The 21,233-nt window shown below is 69.5% G+C and carries 22 protein-coding genes; 18 read left to right on the top strand and 4 right to left on the bottom strand.

Translation table 11 applies throughout. The features are described from left to right. Positions 1-104: 104 nt before the first annotated feature. The 3 genes from A4X16_RS10635 to A4X16_RS10625 are packed head-to-tail and all read right to left on the bottom strand — an operon-like array spanning position 105 to position 3,953. Positions 105-2,033, bottom strand: a complete 1,929-nt coding sequence (locus A4X16_RS10635; protein ID WP_067120327.1) for an ABC transporter ATP-binding protein — start codon at positions 2,031-2,033, stop codon at positions 105-107. Further along, positions 2,030-2,968, bottom strand: coding sequence for an ABC transporter permease (locus A4X16_RS10630; protein WP_231880334.1), 939 nt, complete (start codon positions 2,966-2,968; stop codon positions 2,030-2,032). The genes A4X16_RS10635 and A4X16_RS10630 overlap by 4 nt, the downstream gene beginning before the upstream one ends. A 1-nt stretch (position 2,969) precedes the next feature. Then, positions 2,970-3,953 carry an ABC transporter permease gene (locus A4X16_RS10625; RefSeq protein ID WP_067120324.1) on the bottom strand — a complete coding sequence of 328 codons (984 nt, stop codon included), beginning with the start codon at positions 3,951-3,953 and terminating at the stop codon, positions 2,970-2,972. A gap of 240 nt (positions 3,954-4,193) precedes the next feature. Here A4X16_RS10625 and lepA point away from each other — a divergent pair, with 240 nt between their 5' ends. The 17 genes from lepA (at position 4,194) to A4X16_RS18485 (ending at position 18,639) form a co-directional block, all read left to right on the top strand. Then, on the top strand, positions 4,194-6,047 hold the full coding sequence (gene lepA / locus A4X16_RS10620) for a translation elongation factor 4 (protein ID WP_067120322.1): 1,854 nt from the start codon (positions 4,194-4,196) through the stop codon (positions 6,045-6,047). A 1-nt stretch (position 6,048) separates the two neighbouring features. Further along, a complete protein-coding gene (locus tag A4X16_RS10615) occupies positions 6,049-6,525 on the top strand; it encodes a DUF1990 family protein (protein WP_067120320.1) in 477 nt (158 codons plus the stop codon). A 98-nt stretch (positions 6,526-6,623) separates the two neighbouring features. Further along, a complete protein-coding gene (locus A4X16_RS10610; protein WP_067120318.1) occupies positions 6,624-7,277 on the top strand; it encodes a DUF1990 family protein in 654 nt (217 codons plus the stop codon). A gap of 16 nt (positions 7,278-7,293) precedes the next feature. After that, a complete protein-coding gene (gene hemW / locus A4X16_RS10605) occupies positions 7,294-8,511 on the top strand; it encodes a radical SAM family heme chaperone HemW (protein ID WP_067120316.1) in 1,218 nt (405 codons plus the stop codon). Between the two features lie 92 nt (positions 8,512-8,603). Further along, positions 8,604-9,635, top strand: a complete 1,032-nt coding sequence (gene hrcA / locus A4X16_RS10600) for a heat-inducible transcriptional repressor HrcA (protein WP_067120314.1) — start codon at positions 8,604-8,606, stop codon at positions 9,633-9,635. A 37-nt stretch (positions 9,636-9,672) separates the two neighbouring features. Then, positions 9,673-10,788: a molecular chaperone DnaJ gene (dnaJ, locus tag A4X16_RS10595; protein ID WP_067120312.1), complete on the top strand. Its 1,116-nt coding sequence runs from the start codon at positions 9,673-9,675 to the stop codon at positions 10,786-10,788. 10 nt (positions 10,789-10,798) lie between these two features. Continuing rightward, the gene (locus A4X16_RS10590; RefSeq protein ID WP_067120310.1) at positions 10,799-11,527 is read left to right on the top strand and encodes a 16S rRNA (uracil(1498)-N(3))-methyltransferase; all 729 of its coding nucleotides are present in this window, start codon (positions 10,799-10,801) and stop codon (positions 11,525-11,527) included. 44 nt (positions 11,528-11,571) lie between these two features. Further along, a complete protein-coding gene (locus A4X16_RS10585) occupies positions 11,572-11,919 on the top strand; it encodes an HIT domain-containing protein (RefSeq protein WP_067120308.1) in 348 nt (115 codons plus the stop codon). Between the two features lie 46 nt (positions 11,920-11,965). Next, positions 11,966-12,991, top strand: a complete 1,026-nt coding sequence (locus tag A4X16_RS10580; protein ID WP_231880342.1) for a PhoH family protein — start codon at positions 11,966-11,968, stop codon at positions 12,989-12,991. Positions 12,992-13,007: 16 nt separating this feature from the next. Beyond that, positions 13,008-13,466: an rRNA maturation RNase YbeY gene (gene ybeY, locus A4X16_RS10575; protein WP_067120304.1), complete on the top strand. Its 459-nt coding sequence runs from the start codon at positions 13,008-13,010 to the stop codon at positions 13,464-13,466. Next, on the top strand, positions 13,463-14,758 hold the full coding sequence (locus tag A4X16_RS10570; protein WP_067120302.1) for a hemolysin family protein: 1,296 nt from the start codon (positions 13,463-13,465) through the stop codon (positions 14,756-14,758). Before ybeY ends, A4X16_RS10570 begins: the two co-directional genes overlap by 4 nt. Next, complete coding sequence (gene era, locus A4X16_RS10565) at positions 14,751-15,647, top strand: GTPase Era (protein WP_067120300.1); 897 nt, start codon at positions 14,751-14,753, stop codon at positions 15,645-15,647. Before A4X16_RS10570 ends, era begins: the two co-directional genes overlap by 8 nt. Positions 15,648-15,698: 51 nt before the next feature. Further along, positions 15,699-16,226 (top strand): RNA polymerase sigma factor, encoded by a 528-nt coding sequence (locus A4X16_RS10560; RefSeq protein WP_067120298.1) that lies wholly within the window; start codon positions 15,699-15,701, stop codon positions 16,224-16,226. After that, on the top strand, positions 16,219-17,184 hold the full coding sequence (locus A4X16_RS10555; protein WP_067120296.1) for a hypothetical protein: 966 nt from the start codon (positions 16,219-16,221) through the stop codon (positions 17,182-17,184). The genes A4X16_RS10560 and A4X16_RS10555 overlap by 8 nt, the downstream gene beginning before the upstream one ends. Beyond that, positions 17,181-17,648 carry a hypothetical protein gene (locus A4X16_RS10550; RefSeq protein ID WP_067120294.1) on the top strand — a complete coding sequence of 156 codons (468 nt, stop codon included), beginning with the start codon at positions 17,181-17,183 and terminating at the stop codon, positions 17,646-17,648. The genes A4X16_RS10555 and A4X16_RS10550 overlap by 4 nt, the downstream gene beginning before the upstream one ends. Positions 17,649-17,690: 42 nt before the next feature. Beyond that, a complete protein-coding gene (locus A4X16_RS10545; protein WP_442922910.1) occupies positions 17,691-18,500 on the top strand; it encodes a quinone oxidoreductase family protein in 810 nt (269 codons plus the stop codon). A gap of 40 nt (positions 18,501-18,540) precedes the next feature. After that, positions 18,541-18,639, top strand: a complete 99-nt coding sequence (locus A4X16_RS18485) for a hypothetical protein (protein WP_442922909.1) — start codon at positions 18,541-18,543, stop codon at positions 18,637-18,639. On the opposite strand, the gene A4X16_RS10540 is transcribed toward A4X16_RS18485, so the two are convergent. Then, entirely contained in the window at positions 18,636-19,274 is a 639-nt protein-coding gene (locus A4X16_RS10540) for a hypothetical protein (protein ID WP_067120292.1), read from the bottom strand. The genes A4X16_RS18485 and A4X16_RS10540 overlap by 4 nt on opposite strands. 193 nt (positions 19,275-19,467) lie before the next feature. Between A4X16_RS10540 and leuA the strand changes: the two genes are divergently transcribed. Then, complete coding sequence (leuA, locus tag A4X16_RS10535) at positions 19,468-21,222, top strand: 2-isopropylmalate synthase (RefSeq protein WP_067120290.1); 1,755 nt, start codon at positions 19,468-19,470, stop codon at positions 21,220-21,222. Positions 21,223-21,233: the final 11 nt, after the last annotated feature.

Here is a 21,233-nt window from a genome sequence, read left to right as displayed (position 1 = left end):
AGACTAGTTCGGCCCGAATGCCAGCACACCGGCGGGCAGTGAATACTCCCTAACCGTTATCGGACGGTGACCCGCACCTGCGGAGCCGTCATCCGGGGACGGGATCAGGCGAGGACGGGTCGTGTGGACATCGTCTCGGGATCGAACACCACGCGCCGTCTCGTGCGCTCGATGTCGGGGTCGGGGACCGGGATCGCCGACAGCAGCGCCTGCGTGTACGGATGCTGCGGATTCTCGAAGACCTCGTCGACGTCGCCGTGCTCGACGAAGTCTCCGAGGTACATCACGGCGACCCGGTCGGCGATGTGGCGCACCACCGACAGATCGTGCGCGACGAACAGGTACGACAGCCCCAGCTTGGCCTTCAGCTCGTCGAGCAGATTGATCACGCCGGCCTGGATCGAGACGTCGAGCGCCGACACCGGCTCGTCGAGGACCACGATCTTCGGGTTCGTCGACAGCGCGCGGGCGATCCCGATGCGCTGACGCTGTCCGCCCGAGAACGCCTGCGGGAACCGGTCGCTGTGCGCGGGGTTGAGGCCCACGAGATCCATCAGCTCGTCGACGCGACTGTACGCCTCGTCCTTCGGCGTGCCGATCGCGAACAGCGGCTCCGAGATGATGTCGGCGACGGTCATGCGCGGGTCGAGCGCGCCCATGGGGTCCTGGAAGACGATCTGGATGTCCCGGCGCAGACGGCGCTCCACCTTGTGGCTGTGGATGTCGTTCACGCTGGTCCCGGCGATCACGATGTCGCCGTCGGTCTGCTTGACCATGTCCATGATCTGCAGCAGGGTCGTGGTCTTGCCGCTGCCGGACTCGCCCACGATCGCCATCGTCTCGCCCTCGCGCACGTCGAAGCTGATGCCCTTGATCGCGTGCACCTCGCCCACCTTGCGCTTGAGGAAGGCGCCCTTCAGCAGCGGGAAGGTCTTGGTGAGGTTGGTCACCTCGAGCGTGATCGGACGCTCCTCGCGGGGCACGGTGGCCAGGGGGCTCTCCGGGATGTCCCGGACGGGGTAGACCGGGAGGCCGCCGAGGAGGCCGCCGTCCTCGATCTCGTCGGCGCGGATGCAGGCGGCCCTGTGCGCGTCGCCGCTGCCGGTCGCCACCGGCAGCAGGTCGGGCTCGCGCGTGCGGCAGGCGTCCAGGGCGATCGGGCACCGGTCGGCGAACGGGCACGCGTCGGGAAGGTTGATGAGGAGCGGCGGGTTGCCCTTGATCGGCGTGAGCGGGACCTTCTCGGCCTTGTCCACGCGGGGGATCGCTCCGAGGAGGCCGATCGAGTACGGCATCCGCGTCTTGTGGAAGAGCTCGTGCGCGGGCGCCTGCTCCACCGGCTTCCCCGCGTACATGACCATCACGTCGTCGGCGGTGCGTGCGACGACGCCCATGTCGTGGGTGATCATGATCACGGCGGCGCCGGTCTCCTGCTGCGCCTTCTCGATCAGGTCGAGGATCTGCGCCTGGATGGTGACGTCGAGCGCCGTCGTGGGCTCGTCGCAGATGATGAGCTTCGGGTCGTTCGCCATCGCGATCGCGATGACGACGCGCTGACGCATGCCGCCGGAGAACTCGTGCGGGAACGACTTCATCCGCCGCTCCGGCTCGGTGATGCCCACGAGCTTCAGCAGCTCCACGGAGCGGTTCCACGCCTCCTTCTTGCTGAGGCTGCGGTGGACGGTGAGCGCCTCGATCAGCTGGTCGCCGACGGTGAAGACCGGCGTCAGCGACGTCAGCGGGTCTTGGAAGACCATCGACATGCCGTTCCCGCGGATCACCGAGAGCTGCTTGTCGGTCATGCCCAGGAGCTCCTGGCCCTCGTACATGATCGAGCCGGTGACCTTGGCGTTCTCGTCGAGCAGGCCCATGATCGCGAGCGACGTGACGGACTTGCCGGAACCGGATTCGCCGACGATGCCGAGCGTCTTGCCGGCTTCGAGGTCGAAGGAGACGCCGCGCACGGCGTCGACGCGTCCGGCCTCGGACGCGAAGCTGACGGTGAGATCTCGGACTGAGAGTACGTTGCTCATGCACGGCCTCCAGCCGCAGAGGTGGGGTCGAGGGCGTCACGGAGTCCGTCGGCGATGAGGGCCATCGAGACCGTGAGGAGCGTGAGAGCCGCAGCGGGGAAGTAGAACAGCCACGGGGAGGTGACGAGCGAGCTCGATCCGGCTCCGATCAGCGCTCCGAGCGAGACGTCGGGGATCTTCACGCCGAAGCCGAGGAAAGAGAGGCCGGTCTCCGCCACGACCGCGTTCACGACGCCGAGGGTGAAGTTGATGACCAGCAGCGAGCCGATGTTCGGCAGCAGGTGCCGCAGGACGATCCGCATGCCCCGGACGCCCATGTAGCGGGCGGCGCTGACGTACTCGCGCTCGCGGAGCGACAGCGCGAGGGTCCAGATCACGCGGGCGGGGAAGTACCAGCCGATCACGAAGATCATGATCAGCGCGATCACGCGCCAGTCGCCGCCGGACTTGTTCGAGATCATCGCGAGGATGAGGAAGCTCGGGATCACCATCATGAAGTGGATGACGAGGAGAGTGATGCGCTCGGTCCACCCGCCGAAGTAGGCGGCCGCGGTGCCGACGAGTGCCGAGACGATCGTCACGCCCACCGACACCGAGACGGCGATCATGAGCGACCGCTGGAGTCCGACGGCGACCTGCGCGAACAGGTCGTTGCCCGCGTTGTTCGTGCCGAACCAGTGCTCGGTCGTCGGGCCGGTGCTCAGATTGAGGAAGTCGAGTTCGACGTGGTCGTACCGGGCGATCAGGGGCCCGAAGATCGCGAACAGCACGAGGAAGACGAAGATCGCGAGACCGGCGAGAGCGCCCTTGTTGCGGGCGAAGCGGCGGGAGTACAGCGTCCACTTCGACAGACGGCGCGTGGCGACGCGCGTTGTCTCGGGACCGGCGGGGACGGTGGGCGCCTCGACGGTGGGGTCGATCATTTCCGAGGTCATCTCAGCTCACTCTCACTCGAGGATCAAGGACGACGACAGCGACATCGGCGAGGATCGCCCCGATCGCGGTGAGGACTGCGCCGAATGCCGCGATCGCCACGGTGCCGTGGATGTCGTTCTTGGTGATCGCGTCGATGAAGTACTTGCCCATGCCGTTCCACGCGAAGATCGTCTCGGTGAGAACTGCGCCGGTGAACACGGCAGGGATGGTGAACGCCACCTGCGTGGCGACCGGGATGAGGGACGTGCGCAGCGCGTGCTTGCGGATCGCCTGCTGCTTGGTCAGGCCCTTCGCACGAGCGGTGCGCACGTAGTCCGCGCTGATGTTGTCGAGCAGCAGCGAGCGCTGCAGGAAGTGGATGCCGGCGTAGCCGATCAGCACGAGCGCTATCGTCGGCAGCGTCAGATGCTGCAGCACGTCTATGAGGACGGGGAAGAACCCCTCCACGCCCCTGCTCGCGTTGCCCGTCACGTAGAAGATGCGCACGCCGGTGGCGTCGTTCAGCGAGATGGCGAGGAGCACGATGCCGAACGCCGCGACGACGATCGGGATGTTCATGGTGATGATGCTCGTCGCCTGGCCGATGCGGTCGGCGAGCTTGTACTGCCTCGAGGCGGTGTACACGCCGAGGGCGATGCCGAGCACGGTCGTGAGGATCGTGGCGCCGAGGACCAGCTCGGCGCTCACCCACATGCGGTAGGCGACCTGCTCGTTGACCGATCCGCCGGTCGGGCTGACGCCCCAGTCCCAGCGGAGCACGATGCCGGTCAGCCAGGTCCACCACCGCTCGATGAGCGGGACGGTGTCGCTGAGGTTGCGCGGCGCGAGGGTATGCACGATCTGCTCTTCGGTGAGCGGAGGGCGGCGTCCGACGTAGTTGCTGCGCGGGTCGAGGAATCCCCACGCCAGGAAGTACGTGATGTTCGTCGCGACCACGATCATGAGCAGCCAGCCGGCCGCTCGGCGCACGAGATACTTGATCAAGGTGGTGATTCTTTCTCTTCTACAGACGCGCGCGGGATCTGCCGACGCAACGCTGAGCCGGGAAGACAGTCAATCACCATCCGCCGATCTGCGCGACACGACGCCTGCACCTGGTCTGTGACGGAGTCTTATCGCTCACGGGATCCGGTGTCACGGATTGCTCCCGGGCAACCTGGGCAGAATATCACCGGATCGATCGAATCAGGCATGACGTGCACCTCACCGTAGAATCGACGGGACATGTCACCACGCGCCCTCACTCCGCTTCAGCCTGCCGCGACGCCTGCGACCCAGATCCGCAACTTCTGCATCATCGCGCACATCGACCACGGCAAGTCGACCCTCGCCGACCGCATGCTCCAGATCACCGGCGTGGTCTCGGATCGCGACATGCGCGCCCAGTACCTGGACCGCATGGACATCGAGCGCGAGCGCGGCATCACCATCAAGAGCCAGGCCGTGCGGATGCCGTGGGAGCTCGAGGGCGAGACCTTCGCGCTCAACATGATCGACACCCCGGGGCACGTCGACTTCACCTACGAGGTGTCGCGATCGCTCGCCGCCTGCGAGGGCGCGATCCTGCTCGTCGACGCCGCGCAGGGCATCGAGGCTCAGACCCTGGCCAACCTCTACCTCGCACTGGAGAACGACCTCCACATCATCCCGGTGCTGAATAAGATCGATCTTCCGGCGGCTGATCCCGACAAGTACGCCAAGGAACTGGCATCGCTCATCGGCGGGAAGCCGGAGGACGTGCTGCGCGTCTCCGGCAAGACCGGTGTCGGCGTGGAGGATCTCCTCGACCGGCTCGTCCAGGAGATCCCCGCGCCCGTGGGCGACGCCGACGCCCCGGCCCGGGCCATGATCTTCGACTCCGTGTACGACGCCTACCGCGGTGTCGTCACGTACGTCCGCATGGTCGACGGCAGCCTGTCGCCCCGCGAGCGCATCCAGATGATGTCGACCGGCGCGAACCACGACGCGCTCGAGGTGGGCGTGTCGAGCCCGGAGCCGACGCCCACCAAGGGACTCGGCGTCGGCGAGGTGGGCTACCTCATCACGGGCGTGAAGGACGTGCGCCTGTCGAAGGTCGGCGACACCGTCACCGCGGCACGCAAGCCCGCGACCGAGGCGCTCGCCGGCTACACAGACCCCAAGCCGATGGTCTTCTCGGGCATCTACCCGATCGACGGGAGCGACTACGCCGAGCTCCGTGAGGCGCTCGACAAGCTCAAGCTGTCCGACGCCTCGCTGCAGTACGAGCCCGAGACCTCCGTGGCCCTCGGGTTCGGCTTCCGATGCGGATTCCTCGGACTGCTGCACCTCGAGATCATCACCGAGCGCCTCTCGCGGGAGTTCGGCCTCGACCTCATCACGACCGCGCCCAGCGTGATCTACGAGGTCCTCACGTCCGACACGGGCGAGACCGTCACGGTCACGAACCCGAGCGAGTACCCCGACGGCCGGATCGGCTCGGTCGCCGAGCCGATGGTGAAGACCGCCATCCTGCTGCCGAAGGACTACGTCGGCACGGTCATGGAGCTGTGCCAGTCGCGTCGAGGGTCACTGCTCGGCATGGAGTACTTCTCGGAGGAGCGCGTCGAGCTGCGGTACATGATGCCGCTCGGCGAGATCGTCTTCGACTTCTTCGACCAGCTGAAGTCGAAGACGCAGGGGTACGCCTCTCTCGACTACGAGCCCGCGGGGCAGCAGGAGGCCGATCTGGTCAAGGTCGACATCCTGTTCCAGGGCGAGAAGGTCGACGCGTTCAGCTCGATCGTGCACCGTGACAAGGCCTACGCCTACGGCACGATGATGGCGGAGCGCCTGCGCAAGCTCATCCCGCGCCAGCAGTTCGAGGTGCCGATCCAGGCCGCGATCGGCGCCCGGATCATCGCCCGCGAGACCATCCGGGCGATCCGCAAGGACGTTCTCGCCAAGTGCTACGGCGGTGACATCACACGCAAGCGCAAGCTCCTCGAGAAGCAGAAGGAGGGCAAGAAGCGCATGAAGATGGTCGGCCGCGTCGAGGTCCCCCAGGAGGCGTTCATCGCCGCGCTCTCCGGCGACGTCGAGGGCAAGGACAAGAAGTAGCGTGACGCTGCCGCGGTACGAGCGCGGGGTGACGCGGCATCCGCTCGTCGACGTGCCCGCCGGCATGCGGGCCGAGGAGCGCGCGGTCCCGGTGCCGTCCGCGGCCCGGGATGCGGTGGGCGCGCTCATCCGATCGTGGGAGTTCAAGCGGCGCGTGGGTTTCGGCACGCCCGAGGCGCCGCCCGTCGCAGGTCAGGTGGGCGTGCTGTCGACTCGTGTGCTGGGCGTGAACTTACGCGAGCCCGTCCGCGTGGTCTGGGCCGACGGACACGGCTTCGGGTACGAGACGCGTCCCGGGCATCCGATCTACGGCGAGGAGTCCTTCGTCCTCGAGGACGGCGTCTTCACCGCGCGCTCGATCTCGCGGCCGTCCACCGTCTTCTGGCGGATGCTGGGGCCGGCGCTCCGGGCGATGCAGCGTTCCACGCATGCCCGCTACGTCCGCGTCGTCCAGGCCGAGATCGCTCGCGTCGCCTGATCCGCGGCCGGTGTCGGCGACGAGATCAGGATGACAGCGGTCGGTGCCGCGTTTCGCGTGGGGTGATCGTCCAGCGTTCGCGAAGTAGGCTGGAGATCATGCGGCGCGGGACTTTCCGAGACGACACGGTGGACTATGCGGCCGTGGGTGCGACCCACGCGCCCGATCTCATGCAGTACCCGCCGGAGCGCAGCATCCCGGCGGAGAACTCGTGGCGGATCGGGAGCGGTGCGGAGCGCTTCGAGACCGCCGGCGAGGCCCTGCTCACCTGGACGGCCCAGCGGGCGTCCGGCCTCTCGGTCGACGACGTGCGGCCCGCACCCGGCCCCGCATACGCGGGGGTCAGCTTCGACGCCGAGGGCAACCCGATCGCGCCGAGCAAGAACGACGTCGAGCAGCGCTTCGACGCCGAGGGCACGCCGTTCGTCGGCCCCGGCATGACGCTGCGTCTGCACGGGCGCGTGGCCGGCATGCGCGCGGACGCCGAGCTGCGCGTGATCTCGGTGACCGAAGAGAAGCGCCGGATCGGCTTCGTCCTCGGCACGGTGGGCGGTTCCGTGGTCCGCGGCGAGGAGTCGTTCGACATCGAGTGGCGCGAGGACAACGACGAGGTGTGGTTCACGGTGCGCGCCTTCGACGCGCCGAACTCCCTGCTCTACCGGATGGTCCCCGCGCTCGTGAAGCGCCGTCGTCGCGAGCTGTTCGCACGCTACCTCCGCGCCATCTCGCCGCTGTACGCGACTCCCGTCTGATGGCCTCCGCACTCTGATGGCCGGTCCGCTTCCCCTCGGCGACCCGGCCCCGAGCGACGGTCGTCTGCCGGCCGACCTGCCCATCGATCTCGACGTCCCGTTCTCCGCGTATCTGCACGTGCCGTTCTGCAGCGTGCGCTGCGGGTACTGCGACTTCAACACCTATACGTCGAGCGAGCTCCGGGGCGCGAAGCAGGAGGACTACGCGTCGACGCTGATCGCCGAGATCGCCCTGGCGCGCCGGGTCCTGCAGGACCTGGGTGCGCTGCGACCGATGGACACCGTGTTCTTCGGCGGGGGCACGCCCACCCTGCTCCCGGCCGGGGACCTCGCCCGCATGCTCGGGGCGGCCACGGCGGCCTTCGGACTCGCGGAGGGCGCGGAGGTGACGGTCGAGGCGAACCCCGACACCGTCACGCCGGAGGTCGCACGCACGCTCGCGGAGGCGGGCGTCACGCGCCTCTCGGTGGGGATGCAGTCGGCCGTGCCGCACGTGCTGGCCGCGCTCGACCGCACCCACCGCCCCGAGAACGTGCGTACCGCCGTGGCGGCGGCGAAGGACGCCGGGCTCGCCGTGAGCGTCGACCTCATCTACGGCGCACCCGGAGAGTCGCTGGGCGACTGGGAGGCCTCGCTCGACGCGGCGCTCGCGCTCGAGTCGGACCACATCTCGGCGTATGCGCTGATCGTCGAGGACGGCACGAAGCTCGCCAGGCAGATCCGCCGCGGTGAGGTCCCGACGCCGGACGACGACCTGCAGGCCGACATGTACGAGCTCGCGGACGCCCGCCTCGCCGCCGCCGGCTTCGACTGGTACGAGGTCAGCAACTGGTCGCGCACGGTCGAGCAGCGGTCGCGCCACAACCTCGCATACTGGCGGGGGAGCGACTGGTGGGGCTTCGGGCCGGGCGCTCACAGCCATGTCGCGGGCCTCCGCTGGTGGAACGTCAAGCACCCCGCGGCCTATGCGCAGCGCCTCGCGGCATCCGAATCCCCCGCGGCCGGAACGGAGCGGCCGGACGAGGAGTCCCTCCTGCTCGAGCGCATCCTGCTGAAGAGCCGGATCCGCGAGGGCATCGCGGTCGACGAGCTCGCAGCCGACCGGCGTCCGCGGGTCGCCGGCCTCATCGCCGACGGCCTCGTCGACCCCGCCGCCGCCGTGCGCGGGCGTGTGCAGCTCACGCTCCGCGGCCGCCTGCTCGCGGACGCGGTGGTGCGGGAGCTCACCGACTGACCGCCCCGCCGAGCGCGCGATCGGCGCACCGGCCCGACGGCCGGGTAGAATTGGCACTCACAGCAGGTGAGTGCCAGACGAGGGGAGATGCGATGGTCAGCGAACGAGGCCTCCAGGTCCTCCGCGCGATCGTGCAGGACTACGTCGAGACCCACGAGCCCGTGGGCAGCCGCTCGATCGTCGACCGCCACTCGTTCGGCGTCTCCGCCGCCACGATCCGCAACGACATGGCGCTCCTCGAGGACGAGGAGCTCATCACCGCGCCCCACACGTCGTCCGGCCGCGTCCCGACGGACAAGGGCTATCGCGTCTTCGTCGACCACCTCGCCCAGCTGCGGCCGCTCTCGGTCGCCCAGCGCACGGCGATCGAGTCGTTCCTGACCGACCCCGCCGACCTCGACGACCTCATGATCCGCACCGTCCGGGTGCTCACGCAGCTCACCGGTCAGGTCGCCCTCGCGCAGTACCCGTCGTTCGCGCGGGCACACCTGACGCACATCGAGCTCGTGGCGCTCGCCCCCAACCGCCTCCTCATCGTGCTCGTCACCGACGCCGGGGGCGTCTCGCAGCGCATGGCGCCGCTGCCCGACGTGGTCGACGAGGCCGACATGGCGGTGCTGCGCGCTCGGCTCTCCTCGCTGATCACGGGCCGTGCGGTCAGCGACGCCGCCGAGCGGCTCCAATCGCTGCTGGCGGCCGACGAGCATCGGCACGACAGCGTGCTCCGCGCGCTGGCGACGATCATCATCGACGAGCTGGGGGAGTTCCGGCAGGAGCGGCTCGTCATGGCGGGCGCCGCGACGCTCGCCCGCCGCGAGCAGGACTTCCGCGGCAGCATCCATCCCCTTCTCGAGGCGATCGAGGAGCAGGTCACGCTGCTGCGCCTGATGAGCGAGATGGAGGCCGATTCTCACGGTCTCGCCGCGAGCATCGGCACGGAGAACGCGTCGTTCGGACTCGGCGAGGCGTCGATCGTCGCGAGCAACTACGCGGCGCCCACGGGCACCGCCCGCGTCGGCGTGATGGGGCCGACGCGCATGGACTACCCGAGCAACCTCGCCGCAGCGCGGGCCGTGGCCCGCTACCTGTCGCGGATGCTCGACGAGGACGAAGCCGCCCGCTGACGCGGACGGCGAAGAACACACACGCAGAAGGGCCATTGTGGCGGATCACTACGAGGTACTCGGCGTCTCGCGCGACGCCTCCACCGACGAGATCAAGAAGGCGTACCGCCGTCTGGCGCGCCAGCTCCACCCGGACGTCAATCCGGGTGAGGATGCGGCGGAGCAGTTCAAGCTCGTGACGCACGCGTACGACGTGCTCAGCGACGACGAGTCCCGTCGCCGTTACGACATGGGCGGCGGAGACGGCGCCGCAGGCAACTTCGGCGGGTTCGGCGGATTCGGCGACATCTTCGAGACGTTCTTCGGAGCCGCGCAGGGCGGCGGACGCGGCGGTCGGCCCCGGTCGCGTCGCGAACGCGGCCAGGACGCGCTGGTCCGGGTGACGCTCGATCTGGGCGACGTCGTCTTCGGCGCGCACCGGGACATCGAGGTCGACACGGCGGTGCTGTGCGAGACCTGCAACGGCTCGTGCTGTCAGGAGGGCACCTCGCCCGTCACCTGCGACATCTGCGGCGGGTCCGGGCACGTGCAGCGCCAGGTGCGCAGCCTGCTCGGCAACGTGGTCACCTCGCAGCCGTGCGGCACCTGCGAGGGCTACGGCACGACCATCCCGTATCCGTGCGGGACGTGCGGCGGCCAGGGACGCGTGCGCTCGCGCCGCACGGTCTCTCTCGACATCCCCGCCGGTGTCGAGACGGGTCTCCGCCTGCAGCTCCCCGGCTCCGGCGAGGTCGGCAAGGCGGGCGGCCCGCACGGCGACCTCTACGTCGAGGTGACGGTGACCGCGCACCCGACGTTCAGCCGCGACGGCGACGACCTCCTGGCGACGCTCGAGGTGTCCATGCCCGACGCGATCCTCGGCACCGAGACCACGATCCAGGGACTCGACGGCGAGGTCGACCTCGAGATCCGCGCCGGTGTGCAGTCCGGCGACGTGCTGACGATCAAGGGTCGCGGCATCACCCCGCTCCGCGGCACGCAGCGCGGGGATCTGCGGGTCGGCGTGCAGGTCGTGACCCCGACCAAGATCGACTCCGCGCAACGGCGGCTGATCGAGGACTTCGCGAAGAAGACCAAGGCTCCGGCGCCGCAGCTCGCGCAGTTCCAGCAGGGGCTCTTCTCGAAGCTCCGCGACCGCTTCCGCACGCACTGATCGTCACGCCATGGCACTTCACTTCCTCGTCGACTCGTCGTCGGACGCCGCCGTCGGCGACGTCGTCTCGCTCACCGGTCCGGAGGCGAAGCACGCAGCGGTCGTCCGACGGCTCCGGGTGGGGGAGGCCGTCACCGTCGGCGACGGCGCGGGCGTCCGGCTGAGCGGTGTCGCCGAGGAGGTCACTCCGTCTCGCGTCGACATCCGCGTCTCCGACAGATCGGTCGAGGCCGCGGCGTCTCCGCGCATCGTCCTCGTCCAGGCGCTCGCCAAGGGCGACCGCGACGAGCTCGCGGTGCAGGCGGCGTGCGAGCTCGGCGTCGACGAGATCGTGCCGTGGCAGGCGAGCCGGAGCGTCTCCCGCTGGGAGGGCCCGAAGGCCGTCAAGGGGCGCGAGCGCTGGGCGACCATCGTCCGCGAGGCCGCCAAGCAGGCGCATCGCGCCTGGGTGCCCGAGGTGACCGCGCCCGTCTCGACCCGCGAGCTGGCGGCCCGCGCCGCGAGCCGGCGGGTGCTGCTGCTCGACCCGACCGCCACGACCCGGCTCTCCGAACTGGACTCCGACGGTCGCGACATCGTGCTCGTGGTGGGTCCCGAGGGCGGCATCGCGCCCGAGGAGCTGACGATGCTGACGGATGCCGGCGCCGAGCGCGTGCTGCTCGGTGACACGGTGCTGCGCACCTCGACGGCGGGGCCGGCGGCGATCGCCGTGCTCTCGGTGGCGCTCGGCCGCTGGTGAGGCGGTCCTGGGCCCCGCGTCGTGGCGATCGGTAGACTGAGAAGATGTCCGATCCCTCGATCTTCACGCGCATCCTCAACGGCGACATCCCGGGGGAGATCCTGCTGGACACCGAGCGGGTGTTCGCGATCCGCGACATCGATCCGCAGGCTCCGCTGCACGCCCTCGTGATCCCCAAGACCGAGGACTACCGCGATGTGACCGAGCTCGCGGCCGGCGACCCGCAGCTCCTCGCCGAGATGGTCGCCGCGGCGAAGCAGCTCGCGTCGGATCATGCGAACGGCGAGTACCGCCTCATCTTCAACAACGGCGCGAGCGCCGCCCAGTCCGTCTTCCACGTGCACGCCCATGTGCTCGGCAACATCGAGGAGAACAAGCTCGTTGGCTTCTGACGATAACGACACCGTCACCGAACGCATCTACGCGGACGGTGTCGCCATGGTGCAGCTGCTCGGACCGCAGGACCGCCTGCTCCGGATGCTCGAGAAGGAGCACCGCGATGTGCAGGTGCTCGTGCGCGGCAACGAGATCAGCCTCACCGGTGCCCCGGACGCCGTCGCGAGGGCGAAGAGCCTCGTCGACGAGCTGCTCACCATGACGAAGGCCGGACACGATCTCGCCCCGAGCGACGTGTCGAGCTCCGCCCGGATGCTCCGCACCGACGGCGGTCCGCGACCCAGCGAGGTGCTGGGCGAGGCGATCCTGTCGACCCGCGGCAAGGTGATCCGCCCGAAGACCCTCGGACAGAAGGAGTACGTCGACGCGATCGAGCAGAACACGATCGTCTTCGGCATCGGGCCCGCCGGAACGGGCAAGACGTACCTCGCGATGGCCAAGGCCGTCCAGGCGCTGCAGCGCAAGGAGGTCACCCGCATCATCCTGACCCGTCCGGCCGTCGAGGCGGGGGAGCGGCTCGGGTTCCTGCCGGGGACGCTCACCGACAAGATCGATCCGTACCTGCGCCCGCTGTACGACGCGCTCAACGAGATGATGGACCCGGAGATCGTTCCTCGTCTGATGGCCACCGGCACCATCGAGGTCGCCCCGCTCGCGTACATGCGGGGACGCACCCTCAACGACTCCTTCGTGGTGCTCGACGAGGCGCAGAACACGACCCCCGAGCAGATGAAGATGTTCCTGACCCGTCTCGGCTTCGGCACGCGGATGGTGGTCACGGGCGACATCACGCAGGTCGACCTCCCGCAGGGCGCGTCGGGCCTCCGACTGGTGACGCGCGTGCTCGACGGCATCGACGACATCCACTTCTCCCGGCTCACGAGCGACGACGTCGTGCGCCACTCGCTGGTCGGTCGCATCGTCGACGCCTACAGCGAGTATGACGAGCGGCGCACGGCGCAGCGGTTCGAGCGCGAGCAGGCGGCCGAGTTCGCCAATCGCGCCGAGCGCCGCGGCGCCCAGCGACCGGGACCCCGCGACCGGATGCCGAAACGAGGCCTCTCCTGATGAAACGAGCGCAGGCATGATCGAGATCAACAACGAGTCGGCGATCGCCGTCGACGAGACGGTGCTGCAGCGCCTCACGGACTTCAACCTCGCCCAGCTGCACGTCAGCGCCGATGCCGAGGTCGCGATCGTCCTCGTGGACGAGGGGGCCATGGAAGCGCTGCACGTGCAGTGGATGGACGAGCCCGGACCCACCGACGTCCTGAGCTTCCCGATGGACGAGCTGCGTCCCGGGACCGAGGACCGTCCGACGGCACCCGGCCTGCTCGGCGACATCGTCCTGTGCCCGCAGGTGGCCGAGACACAGGCGCAGGCCGCCGGGCACACCCTCATGGACGAGCTGATCCTGCTCACCACCCACGGGCTGCTGCACCTCCTCGGCTTCGACCATGCCGAGCCCGACGAGGAGCGCGAGATGTTCGGTCTGCAGAAGGAGCTCATCCAGGGCTTCGCGGCCGCTGAACGTCGACGATGACCGCGATCCTCCTGCTCGTCGCCGCCGTCCTGCTCGTGGCGTTCGGCGGTCTCATGGCCGCGATCGACGCCGCGTACGGCGTCGCCTCGCGCGCCGACCTGGCCGACATGGCCACCGAGGGCCGCCGTGCGCGCGCCCTCGGACGCATCGCCGACGACCTCGACGCGCACGTCAATGCGGTCGCGTTCATCCGCGTCCTCGCCGAGGTCACGGCCGCGGTGCTCGTGACGGTCGCGTTCACGATCCTGATCGAGAACAACTGGCTGGCGATGCTCGCCGCCGCCGTGCTCATGACGGGCATCACCTTCGTGCTCGTCGGGGCCAGCCCGCGCTCGTTCGGGCGACACCACGCCGAGGGGATGATCCGGGGCAGCGCGTCGATCGTCCGCGGTCTGCGCATCATCCTCGGTCCGGTCGCCCAGGGGCTGGTCGTGCTGGGCAACCGCGTGACGCCCGGCACCGGGCGCAGCTCGTTCACCAGCGAGGACCAGCTGCTCAGCATGGTCGACGAGGCGGCCTCGCACGATCTCATCGAAGAGGACGATCGCGACCTCATCCACTCGGTCTTCGACTTCACCGACCAGTTCGTGCGCGCCATCATGGTGCCCCGTACCGAGATGGTCACCGTCGATGCGACCGCGACCACGAGCGAGGCGATGACGCTGTTCCTGCAGCGCGGAGTCTCGCGGATGCCGGTGGTCGACGACGAGGCCGACGACGTGGTCGGCGTGCTGTACCTGAAGGACCTGGTGCAGTTCGCCTTCCGCGACGAGAGCGCGTGGCGCACGGCATCCATCCGCCCGATCTCGCGGCCGGCGACGTTCGTCCCGGAGTCGATGCGCGCCGAGACCCTCCTCCAGCAGATGAAGCGCGATGCGGTGCACGTGTGCCTCGTGATCGACGAGCACGGCGGCATCTCGGGACTGGTGACGCTCGAGGACCTCATCGAGGAGCTCGTCGGCGAGATCTCCGACGAGTACGATCAGGTACTGGCGGAAGTCGTCGATCTCGGCGAAGGACGCTACCGCGTGAGCGCCCGGCTCTCGCTCGAGGACGTCGGCGATCTCTTCGGTCTCGAGCTCGAGGACGAGGACGTCGATTCGATCGGCGGACTGCTGGGCAAGTCGCTCGGCCAGGTTCCGCAGCCGGGGTCGACGGCGACGGTCGAGGGACTGACCCTCACCGGAGGCGCGTCGAGAGGACGCGGTCGCGGGATCGCGACGGTCTTCGTGGAACGCGCGGCGGATGACGCGGAGACCCCCGCAGAGGAGAGAGACGGAAACGATGACTGACGAGACGCGCAGCGGGTTCGTGACCTTCGTGGGACGCCCGAACGTCGGCAAGTCGACTCTCACGAATGCGCTGGTGGGCGAGAAGATCGCGATCACCAGTGAGAAGCCGCAGACGACTCGTCGGGCGATCCGAGGGATCGTCAACCGACCCGAGGGGCAGCTCGTGATCGTCGACACCCCCGGGATCCACAAGCCTCGCACCCTCCTGGGAGAACGGCTGAACGATCTCGTCGAGCAGGTGCTCGGCGATGTCGACGTCATCGGGTTCTGCGTGCCGGCGACCGAGAAGGTCGGCCCCGGGGACCGTCGCATCGCGGCGTCCCTCGACGGCTATCCGCGAGCGAAGAAGATCGCGATCGTCACCAAGACCGATGTCGCCGGCCGCGACGAGATCACCGAGCGCCTCATGGAGGTCGACGCGCTGCGCGCGGACTGGGACGCCGTCATCCCGATCTCGGCTCTCACCCGGGATCAGCTCGACGTGCTCGCCGACGAGGTGCTCCTGCTCATGCCGGAGGGACCCGCGCTGTACGGCGAGGGGGTCACGACCGACGAGTCCGACGAGGACCGCATCGCGGAGATGATCCGCGAGGCCGCTCTCGATGGAGTCCGGGACGAGCTCCCGCACTCCATCGCCGTCGTGATCGACGACATCGCTCCTCGCGAGGGCACGGATCTGACGGACGTCCACGCGTCGATCGTGGTGGAGCGGGACAGCCAGAAGGCGATCATCATCGGCCACAAGGGCAAGCGCCTCGCGGATGTCGGGCGACGCGCACGCGTCGGCGTCGAGGAGCTCCTCGGGACCCGTGTGTTCCTCGGGCTCCATGTCAAGGTGGCGAAGGAGTGGCAGCGGGATCCGAAGCAGCTGGGCCGCCTCGGATTCTGACATGACACGCCGACACGCGAGGCGCGTCGGGTGCTCGGCCGGACTCGTCGCATGAGCACCCGCGGCGGCGACGCCGAGACGCAGCGGAACGAGGCCTTCTCCCGGCTCTTCGACGCGAACTGGGCCGCCGTGCGCCATCACGTCGAAGGGGTCGTCGCGGATGACGGCGAGGTCACCGAGATCGTGTCCGAGGTCTTCCTGCTGGCCTGGTCGCGGCTGAGGCCCGCTGCGCCGATGAGCCGGACCTGGCTTCTGCGAGCGGCGGACAGGACGCTGCGCGCCCGCGCCCGGCGGCCGGTCGTCCGGGGCGGCGCCCTCGAGGCCGTGCACAGCGGCATGACCGGTGAGGACGCCGCGACCGATCCCGCGATGCGCGCCGACGTCCTGACAGCTCTGGGTGTCCTCAGCCGAGGCGAGAGGCGTATCATCATGCTCACGTACTGGGATGGGCTCGACGTGGGGGACATCGCGGAGGTGCTGCGAAGCCCGCGTTCCCGCGTACGGAGAACGCTGCGTCGTGCTCGTTCGAGGATGATCGCGGAGCTGGGCCTGGAGGAGGGGGGTGTCGTGGATGGGTGACCATGCGCTCCTCGAGAGGGTGCTCGTCGAGGCCGACCCCGCCCGCACCGCGCGGGATGCCGCGCCCGATGCGGAGGCCAGACGCATCCGTGATCGGATCATCCGCACCGCGGCGGCGCCGCACCCGCGACGCCGTGTCGCGCTCTCGTGGGCCTCGGGTCTCGCCGTCGCCGCGGCAGCCGCCGTGGTCGCCGTCGTCGTCGCACTCCCGCACGGCGCCGCCGTCGCGGACACCCCGCGCCCGCTGGACTTCACCGATGCCGGCTCCGTGACCGCGACGGTCGACGCGGCACGGGACGCGCTCGTCGACGGGGAGGGTCCGGCGTCGCCGGAGCGTCTCGTCACGACGGCATCGTGGACCTTCTCGCTCGACGACGCGCTGATCGCTCCGCAGCTGTCCATCCTCTCGTGGGAGGCGGATCTCTCCGGCTCCGTCCTGACGTTCGACGGCGTGCCGTACGACCCGGCGGACGCCGAGGCCAACCAGGCCGAGGTCGTCAGCCGCGGCGAGGTGTCGTCCGAACTGGTCATGCAGCCCGGAGACTTCAACACGCCGGTGCCCGATCCGCCGGGAGACTCCCGAGACGCCGTCGTCGCCATGCTCCGCGCCTTCGGGATGCCCGAGCAGCCGTCGGCGTTCGAGGTGACGGCGGCCATCAGCGCCGCCGTGGACCAGTGGACCCTGACCGACGCCCAGCAGTCCGAGATGCTCGGGCTGCTCGAGGGGTCCGACGGCGTCTCCGCGCTCGGCACCGCGACCGATCGGCTGGGTCGCGAGGTCACGGGCCTTCGTGTGATCGCCCCGGACCGCGGCGTCAGCGACGTGCTGCTGCTGTCGGCCGACACCGGCCGCATCGTCGGCTCTGAGCGCACCGCGCTGGTGGCGGACGATGTCGTCCCGGCCGGTGCGATCACCGGATACCGCATGTGGGACGTCGACGAGGAGGTGATCCGATGAAGCGTCTGCTCGCGGCGATGGCGGTCGGGCTCGTGCTCCTGACCGCCGCGCCTTCCGCCGCCCATGCCGCGGAGGATCCGCAGGACGTGCATCCGGCCATCGCGGAGGCACTGAAGGAGATCCCCGGCGGCGTCGCCGTGGCTCCCGATCGTGCGGTGTGGCGGGAGTTCGACATGACCCTCAGCGTCGTCGACGATGCACGACTCGCCGTGCGCGCGGTCGGGTCCTGCGCCACGGGCAGGATCTGCGCCTACCTCGGCACCGGGCTGACCTCGATGTACGCGAGCTGGGGAGTGTGCGGCGTGCTGCCGGCCCCGTCGGGGCAGACGATGCGGTCGATGGCGAATGCGCGGACCAGCGGCTATGCGCAGGCGCGCAACGGCTCGAGCGTCGTCGCGACCGCCGCGGCCGGCGCCTGGACCAACGTGTACAGCACGGTGACCTCCATCCGCTGCGTGCTCTGACATCGCTTCCGGACACCGGCGCACGGCCGGTACGGTGGCGATATGACCCTCGCGAAGCACTGGATCGCACGATCATGGGGATCCCCGGACGGCTGGGATCTCGTCGAGCACGAGGTGCCGCGCCCACGCAGCGGCGAGGTCACGGTGCGCGTGCTCGCTGCCGGGGTGAATCCCGCCGACGCCAAGCACGTCGCCGCTCCGCGTGCGGGTGCGCAGCTGCCGACGGCGATCGGCTACGAGATCTCCGGTGTCGTCACCGCGGTCGGCCCCGACACGTCGATCGGGTCGGGAGCGGTGCGTGTCGGCGACGAGGTCGTCGCCTTCCGGGTGCAGGGCGGCTATGCCACCGAGCTCACGATCCCGGCCGAGAAGGCGTTCGCCAAGCCGACGACCCTCCGCCACGCCGAGGCGGCGAACCTCCTGCTGGCCGGCACGACCGCTGCCGAGATGCTGTGGGTGACGGGCGCCCGGCCGGGCGAGACGATCCTCCTCCACGGCGCGTCCGGTGCGGTCGGGGTCAGCGTGCTGCAGCAGGCGGCGCTCCGTGGCATCCGCGTGATCGGCACCGCGAGCGCCGAGCGATCCGACGCCGTGCGTGGTTTCGGCGGCACTCCGGTGCGCTACGGGCCGGGGCTCGCGGAGCGGGTGAGGGAGGCGGCGGGCGTGGAGATCGCCGCCGCGCTGGACGCGGTCGGCACCGACGAGGCGGTCGACGTCTCGCTGGAGCTCGTTCGCGATCGCCGGCGCATCGTCACGATCGCCGCGATGGCGCGCGCGGCCGCCGACGGCATCCTCGCCATCGCGGGGTCCATGCCGGACAGCGCGCGGTTCCGGGACGGGATTCGGGGGTGAGCTCGTCGCGCTCGCGCAGAACGGCGATCTGGTCGTCCCCGTGGCACGCACCTTCCGGCTCGAGGACGCTCCTGCGGCGCTGGCTCTCCTCGCCGAGGGGCATCCGGGTGGCAAGCTCGCGCTGATCCCCGGGGTCTAGTCGACCTCGAGGACCGCCGAGGTGACGATCACCACTCCGTCGCCGTACCGCTCGTCGACAGCGCGCTGCAGCGACCCGTCGTCCCAGACGACCTGCACCCACACGTAGCCCCGTTCGATCCAGGTGGTGAGAGCGTCGGTGCCGAGGGCGTCGCCGACCTCCGTCTGCACCCTGGCGAGATCGTCCTGGTCGCTCGAACCGTCGACGCCGCCCGCCGGGTCGTCGGACCGGATCGGGTCGTAGAGCGCGAGCATGATCGGCGCATCCGTGACGGTGAAGGTCTCTCCGTCGTAGGTGCCGCGCACGGCGTAGCCACCCCAGGTGGTGTCGCCGCTCGTCTCGCTCCCGTCGACGCCGTCCCACGACCAGCCGACCAGCGGGATGCCCGAGCACTGCGGCGGGTACGACTCCGCCACCGCGCCGAGGCAGAGGGAGGCGTCGCCGCCGCGGTCCAGGACGGTTCCCGCGGCGACGACCCGACCGTGCGGCGGTGCGGGGTCGGCGAGCGGTCCGTCGGCGCCCGCGACAGGGCTCGTCGGCGCCGGGGAGGATCCGGAGCCGGCGGCGCAGCCGGAGACGGCGAGGACGACGACGGATGCGGCGACCAGCAGCACGCGGAACGGGATGAGGCTCATATGGAGGAGTGTCCGTCCCGGGTGGATCGTCTCGCCGTGTCGAGCGGTCCGGGGCTTCCTGCTAGCATGGCCGCATGCCTTTCGGCGGTCTGCTTCTTCTTAGCTGCCGCGACGAGTCCTGAAGCTAGGGCCTTCCTCGTCGCGGCGCTCGTGTTGGCCCGTTCACATCCCTGACGAAGAGAAGAAGCCCATCATGCAGAACACTCAGCGCCCGTCCTCGATGCCGATCCACAAGTATCGGCCGTTCCACGAGCAGATCTCCGTCCACCTGCCCGACCGCACCTGGCCCGACGCCCGCATCACGGAGGCTCCGCGCTGGTGCGCCGTCGACCTGCGCGACGGCAATCAGGCTCTCATCGACCCGATGTCGCCCGAGCGCAAGCGCGTCATGTTCGAGCTCCTCGTCAGCATGGGCTACAAGGAGATCGAGGTCGGCTTCCCGTCGGCGAGCCAGACGGACTTCGACTTCGTGCGTCAGCTCATCGAGGAGAACCTCATCCCCGATGACGTCACGATCCAGGTGCTGACCCAGGCGCGCGAGCACCTCATCGCGCGGACCTACGAGTCCATCGCCGGTGCGAAGCAGGCGATCGTGCACCTGTACAACTCGACGAGCGTGCTGCAGCGCGAGGTGGTGTTCCGCACCGACAAGCAGGGCATCATCGACATCGCTCTCGAGGGCGCCCGTCTGTGCCGGCAGTACGAGAAGACGATCCCGGACACCCGGGTCTACTACGAGTACTCGCCCGAGAGCTACACCGGCACCGAGCTCGAGTTCGCCGTCGACGTCTGCAACCAGGTCATCGAGGTCTTCGAGCCGACCCCGGATCGCAAGGTGATCATCAACCTGCCCGCGACGGTCGAGATGGCTTCGCCGAACGTCTACGCCGACTCCATCGAGTGGATGAGCCGCCATCTCGCGCACCGCGAGAACGTGATCCTCTCGCTGCACCCGCACAACGACCGCGGCACGGCGATCGCGGCCGCCGAGCTCGGCTACATGGCCGGCGCAGACCGCATCGAGGGATGCCTGTTCGGCAACGGCGAGCGGACAGGCAACGTCGACATCGTGGCGCTGGGCATCAACCTCTTCACGCAGGGCATCGACCCGCAGATCGACTTCAGCGACATCGACCAGGTCAAGCGCACGGTGGAGTACTGCAACCAGCTGCCTGTGCCGGAGCGCAGCCCGTGGGCCGGGGACCTCGTCTTCACCGCGTTCAGCGGGTCGCACCAGGACGCGATCAAGAAGGGCTTCGAGGCGATGGCCGCGAAGGCCGAGGACCAGGGCGTGACGGTCGACGAGATCGAATGGGCCGTGCCGTACCTGCCCGTCGATCCGAAGGACCTGGGCCGCTCCTACGAGGCGGTCATCCGCGTGAACTCGCAGTCCGGCAAGGGCGGCGTCGCGTACCTGCTGAAGGCCGATCACGCGATCGATCTGCCCCGCAAGCTGCAGATCGAGTTCTCCGGCGTGGTCCAGACCAAGACGGACGCGGAGGGCGGCGAGGTCACCAGCGAGCAGATCTGGTCGATCTTCACCGACGAGTACCTGCCCGCGACCGACACAGAGGCGAAGTGGGGTCGATTCGAGCTGCTCTCGACGCAGACCCGCAGCGACATGTCCGGCGACGTCGTGCTCGACGTCACGCTCCGCGACGACGATCAGCAGGTCGCCGTCGCCGGCAACGGCAACGGTCCGATCGCCGCGTTCATCGAGGTCCTGCGCGGCCAGGGCTTCGACATCACGCTCTACGACTACGTCGAGCACGCTCTCAGCGCGGGCGGGGATGCGCAGGCCGCAGCCTATGTCGAGCTGCAGGTCGGCGACCAGCGTCTGTGGGGCGTCGGCATCGACGGCGACATCTCGACCGCCTCGCTCAAGGCGATCGTGTCGGGGGTCAACCGCTCGATCCGGACGCGCCAGGAAGAGCTCGCCGCCGTCTGAGCGCCGGCGTC

This window comes from Microbacterium sp. H83 (assembly GCF_001650405.1).
Lineage (GTDB): Bacteria > Actinomycetota > Actinomycetes > Actinomycetales > Microbacteriaceae > Microbacterium.
Note: the sequence above shows the minus strand (reverse complement) of the source record. Positions and strands in the feature narration are given on the sequence as shown.

What these genes read in the sequence shown, in the direction of transcription:
- A4X16_RS10635 (WP_067120327.1), bottom strand. Translation starts at nt 2,033, where the DNA reads ATGAGCAACGTACTCTCAGTCCGAGATCTCACCGTCAGCTTCGCGTCC.
- A4X16_RS10630 (WP_231880334.1), bottom strand. Translation starts at nt 2,968, where the DNA reads ATGACCTCGGAAATGATCGACCCCACCGTCGAGGCGCCCACCGTCCCC.
- lepA (WP_067120322.1), top strand. Translation starts at nt 4,194, where the DNA reads ATGTCACCACGCGCCCTCACTCCGCTTCAGCCTGCCGCGACGCCTGCG.
- A4X16_RS10610 (WP_067120318.1), top strand. Translation starts at nt 6,624, where the DNA reads ATGCGGCGCGGGACTTTCCGAGACGACACGGTGGACTATGCGGCCGTG.
- hemW (WP_067120316.1), top strand. Translation starts at nt 7,294, where the DNA reads ATGGCCGGTCCGCTTCCCCTCGGCGACCCGGCCCCGAGCGACGGTCGT.
- hrcA (WP_067120314.1), top strand. Translation starts at nt 8,604, where the DNA reads ATGGTCAGCGAACGAGGCCTCCAGGTCCTCCGCGCGATCGTGCAGGAC.
- A4X16_RS10590 (WP_067120310.1), top strand. Translation starts at nt 10,799, where the DNA reads ATGGCACTTCACTTCCTCGTCGACTCGTCGTCGGACGCCGCCGTCGGC.
- A4X16_RS10585 (WP_067120308.1), top strand. Translation starts at nt 11,572, where the DNA reads ATGTCCGATCCCTCGATCTTCACGCGCATCCTCAACGGCGACATCCCG.
- A4X16_RS10580 (WP_231880342.1), top strand. Translation starts at nt 11,966, where the DNA reads ATGGTGCAGCTGCTCGGACCGCAGGACCGCCTGCTCCGGATGCTCGAG.
- ybeY (WP_067120304.1), top strand. Translation starts at nt 13,008, where the DNA reads ATGATCGAGATCAACAACGAGTCGGCGATCGCCGTCGACGAGACGGTG.
- A4X16_RS10570 (WP_067120302.1), top strand. Translation starts at nt 13,463, where the DNA reads ATGACCGCGATCCTCCTGCTCGTCGCCGCCGTCCTGCTCGTGGCGTTC.
- era (WP_067120300.1), top strand. Translation starts at nt 14,751, where the DNA reads ATGACTGACGAGACGCGCAGCGGGTTCGTGACCTTCGTGGGACGCCCG.
- A4X16_RS10560 (WP_067120298.1), top strand. Translation starts at nt 15,699, where the DNA reads ATGAGCACCCGCGGCGGCGACGCCGAGACGCAGCGGAACGAGGCCTTC.
- A4X16_RS10555 (WP_067120296.1), top strand. Translation starts at nt 16,219, where the DNA reads ATGGGTGACCATGCGCTCCTCGAGAGGGTGCTCGTCGAGGCCGACCCC.
- A4X16_RS10550 (WP_067120294.1), top strand. Translation starts at nt 17,181, where the DNA reads ATGAAGCGTCTGCTCGCGGCGATGGCGGTCGGGCTCGTGCTCCTGACC.
- A4X16_RS10545 (WP_442922910.1), top strand. Translation starts at nt 17,691, where the DNA reads ATGACCCTCGCGAAGCACTGGATCGCACGATCATGGGGATCCCCGGAC.
- A4X16_RS10540 (WP_067120292.1), bottom strand. Translation starts at nt 19,274, where the DNA reads ATGAGCCTCATCCCGTTCCGCGTGCTGCTGGTCGCCGCATCCGTCGTC.
- leuA (WP_067120290.1), top strand. Translation starts at nt 19,468, where the DNA reads ATGCAGAACACTCAGCGCCCGTCCTCGATGCCGATCCACAAGTATCGG.